Genomic DNA, 2,926 nt, shown 5'->3' with positions numbered 1-2,926 from the left:
CGCCGACGCGTCGACGGGCCCGGCGGCGGTCCGCCGGATCGCGGGCAGCGCGAGGGCGAGCGGCACGACGACGAGGACGGGGATGCCGACGAAGACCCACCGCCACCCGAGGTGCTCGGTGACGGTCCCGGACACCAGCGGCCCCACGACCGACGGCACCACCCAGCTCGCCGCGAAGGCCGCCATGATGGCGGGGCGGAGGTGTTCGGGATACGCCCGACTGACGACGACGTACAACGCGACGATCACGAGCCCGCCGCCGAGCCCCTGCACGGCGCGTCCCGCGATGAACAGCCACATCACGCTCGCGGTCCCGCTGAGCAGCAGCCCCGCCGCGAAGAGCGAGATGCCGCCCGCCAGCGGCCCGAGCGGCCCACGCCGGTCGGCCCACTGCCCGCTGAGCACCATGCCGAAGAGGCTGGTCGTGAAGTACCCCGAGAACGCGAAGGCGTAGAGCGAGACCCCGTCCAGCTCCCGCGCGGCGACCGGCATCGCGGTCCCGACGGCGGTCGCCTCGAAGGCGATCAGCAACACGACGGAGACGATGCCGATGCTGAGGGCGCGATAGGGCTTACCGAGGACGCCGGGGCCCTCCGGGCGGGGCGGTGCGGTGGTCTCGGCGGCGACGCCAGTGTCGGTCATGCGCCTCAGGGTAAGAGGCGTGGCGTGGTTTTGCCCCTGTCCGGAGGCGGGGGTTCAGTGGGCCGTTGGTCGTACGTCCGCGAGGAAGCGGGTCCAAGTGGCGGGGGTGACGGTGAGGTGGGGGGCGGTGGGGGTTTTGGAGTCGCGGATGTGGATGGTGTGGGGGGTGGGGGCGGCGACTTCGACGCAGTCGTCTGTTTCGCTGCTGCTGCTGTAGCTGCTCTTGTGCCAGCCCTGCGCGACCTCTACGCAGTCCCCGGACTCGTTGCTGTCGCTGTAGCTGCTCTTGCGCCAGTCCAGGGCGACTTCGACGCAGTCGTTGGGGTCGCTGCTGCTGCTGTAACTGCTCGTGAACCAGTGCAGCTCGGAACCGGGTCCAGCAGCGGCTTCGCGGATCATGTCTCTCCCAGCACTTGCTCGATAAAGGCCAATGACTCCCGCGGCGGGAGAGCCTGGGCCCGGATGATGCCATACCGCAGTTCGAGGATACGGAGCTGCTTCGGGTCCGAGACAGGGCGGCTGTTGAACGCACCGTCAGAACGCCCCATTGCGGTCCCGTCGCCGAATTTGAGCACCTCGATCAAGCCTGCCGTTCCCGGGTGACCCACGTGGTCGGTCGGCATTACCTGGATCTCGACGTTCGACAACTGCCCCAACTCCAGCAGCCGTTCGAGCTGCCGACGCAGCACCATTCTCCCTCCGATCGGGCGCCGAAGCGTCACCTCTTCTTGGACAAAGCTGAGATCCGGGGAAGGCGTACGGTCGAAGATGGACCGCCGGGCCATGCGCGCCGCCAGTGCCCGCTCCATCTCACTGCTGGACAGCGCGGGCCGCCATGTACCGAGCAGCGCCCGCGCATACTCTTCCGTCTGCAACAACCCATGGATGTTGTGGTTGCTGTAGAGGCAGACCTCGACCGCCCGCTCCTCCAGCTTCGCCAGTTGCCGCACCTTCTTCGGATACCTGGCCTCCCGCATCTTCGGCTTCATCGCGGAGACCAGCCCCTCCGCCCGCAGCACCCCATCCGCCATGTCCAGATACTCGGGCCGAGGAATCCGCGCCCCGCGCTCGATCTTCCGGACCATGTCCTCCCCGTAGCCGACCGCGTCGGCGAACTCCGCGACGCGGAGCCCCGCCGCCTCCCTCCGCAGCTTCAGGTGCTGGCCGACCATCTCGACCGCCGCACTGATCTCGTCCTCGGGGTCGACATCCCAACCGGGTTCGTCGACACCGTCGTTGCGTGCTTCCACCGCGCCCACCTCCGACGTCCGTCCAGGTCCAACGCGCACTCGTACCCGTACGTCACCCAAGACAGCCGAGACAACGCGGGACAAGCGTGGGACAAACGCGATACGCACGGCCCGAGCCACTGTTCACGGCACACACACCCGGCCACGCTGAGTGACGTGAACCAACAAACGACCGGGGTCCCGACCCCGTCCCCCACGCACCAGTTCACGGTCCTGCTCTCCGCCACCCGCAGAGGCGCCCGCCTGGCCCGGCTGCTGGCGCGGGAGCAACTCCGCAGCTGGGAGCGCCCCTACGAAACCGCGGAGCACGTCGTCGCCGAGCTGGCGAACAACGCCGTGCTGCACGGCCACGTGCCCGGCAGGAGCTTCCGCCTCGCTCTAATGCTCACCGGCACGGACACGCTCCGTATCGAGGTGACGGACGCGAGGACGGACCGCTACCCGCCGAGCGCCGCCCAACCACCGCTGCCGGAAGCCGAGTCGGGCCGGGGGCTCCTCCTGGTGGAGGCCCTGTCGGACCGCTGGGGCACGACGGACGGTCCCGCCCCCTGCAAGACGGTGTGGGCGGAGCTGACCTGCCCGCCCTCTTCTTCACACCGCTGAAGCCGCCGCACGCAAGGCGGCGGTCGCCGTACCGTCCGAGATCGGGTCACCGTGTCCGAAGACCACCGTGTCGACGTCCAGCTCGGCGAGCCGCCGCAGCGACGCGATGGCCCGGGCGCGGTCGGTATTGAAGACGCCCAGCATGGTCTGACCGACGTTGGCGACCGCGTCGCCGGTGAACAGCGCCCTCGGTCCGGGCAGGTGGAGAGCGATCGAGCCGTCCGTGTGTCCGGGTACCCCGACCACCACCGCCCCGCCGCCGAACTCCAGCACGTCGCCGTCCTCCACCTCCCGGTCCACCCGGCACGGCGGGGCCGGTGGCAGAGCCGGAATGGATGCCCGGATCGGCTTCTCGAACTCCTCCAGTACCGGCGGCTCGCCTGCCGCCTCGCCCCGGATCACCGGCGCGTCCAGCCGGTGCGCCACCACCT

At 69.8% G+C, this 2,926-nt stretch carries 5 protein-coding genes; 1 reads left to right on the top strand and 4 read right to left on the bottom strand.

Annotated features, from left to right (window positions below; genetic code table 11):
- From RIF68_RS33035 to RIF68_RS33025, 3 genes are all read right to left on the bottom strand, one after another.
- Positions 1-642, bottom strand: a 642-nt coding sequence (locus RIF68_RS33035; protein ID WP_309055107.1) for an MFS transporter, incomplete at its 3' end; no start/stop codon positions are given.
- A gap of 54 nt (positions 643-696) precedes the next feature.
- Entirely contained in the window at positions 697-1,041 is a 345-nt protein-coding gene (locus RIF68_RS33030) for a DUF397 domain-containing protein (RefSeq protein WP_309055105.1), read from the bottom strand.
- On the bottom strand, positions 1,038-1,892 hold the full coding sequence (locus RIF68_RS33025) for a helix-turn-helix transcriptional regulator (protein ID WP_309055103.1): 855 nt from the start codon (positions 1,890-1,892) through the stop codon (positions 1,038-1,040). The genes RIF68_RS33030 and RIF68_RS33025 overlap by 4 nt, the downstream gene beginning before the upstream one ends.
- Positions 1,893-2,048: 156 nt before the next feature.
- Here RIF68_RS33025 and RIF68_RS33020 point away from each other — a divergent pair, with 156 nt between their 5' ends.
- The gene (locus RIF68_RS33020; RefSeq protein WP_375165771.1) at positions 2,049-2,495 is read left to right on the top strand and encodes an ATP-binding protein; all 447 of its coding nucleotides are present in this window, start codon (positions 2,049-2,051) and stop codon (positions 2,493-2,495) included.
- On the opposite strand, the gene RIF68_RS33015 is transcribed toward RIF68_RS33020, so the two are convergent.
- A partial coding sequence (locus tag RIF68_RS33015) for an MBL fold metallo-hydrolase (RefSeq protein ID WP_309055102.1) occupies positions 2,484-2,926 on the bottom strand: 443 nt, incomplete at its 5' end. The genes RIF68_RS33020 and RIF68_RS33015 overlap by 12 nt on opposite strands.

This window comes from Streptomyces sp. (genome assembly GCF_031178505.1).
In the GTDB taxonomy this organism is placed as follows: domain Bacteria; phylum Actinomycetota; class Actinomycetes; order Streptomycetales; family Streptomycetaceae; genus Streptomyces; species Streptomyces gulbargensis.
Note: the sequence above shows the minus strand (reverse complement) of the source record. Positions and strands in the feature narration are given on the sequence as shown.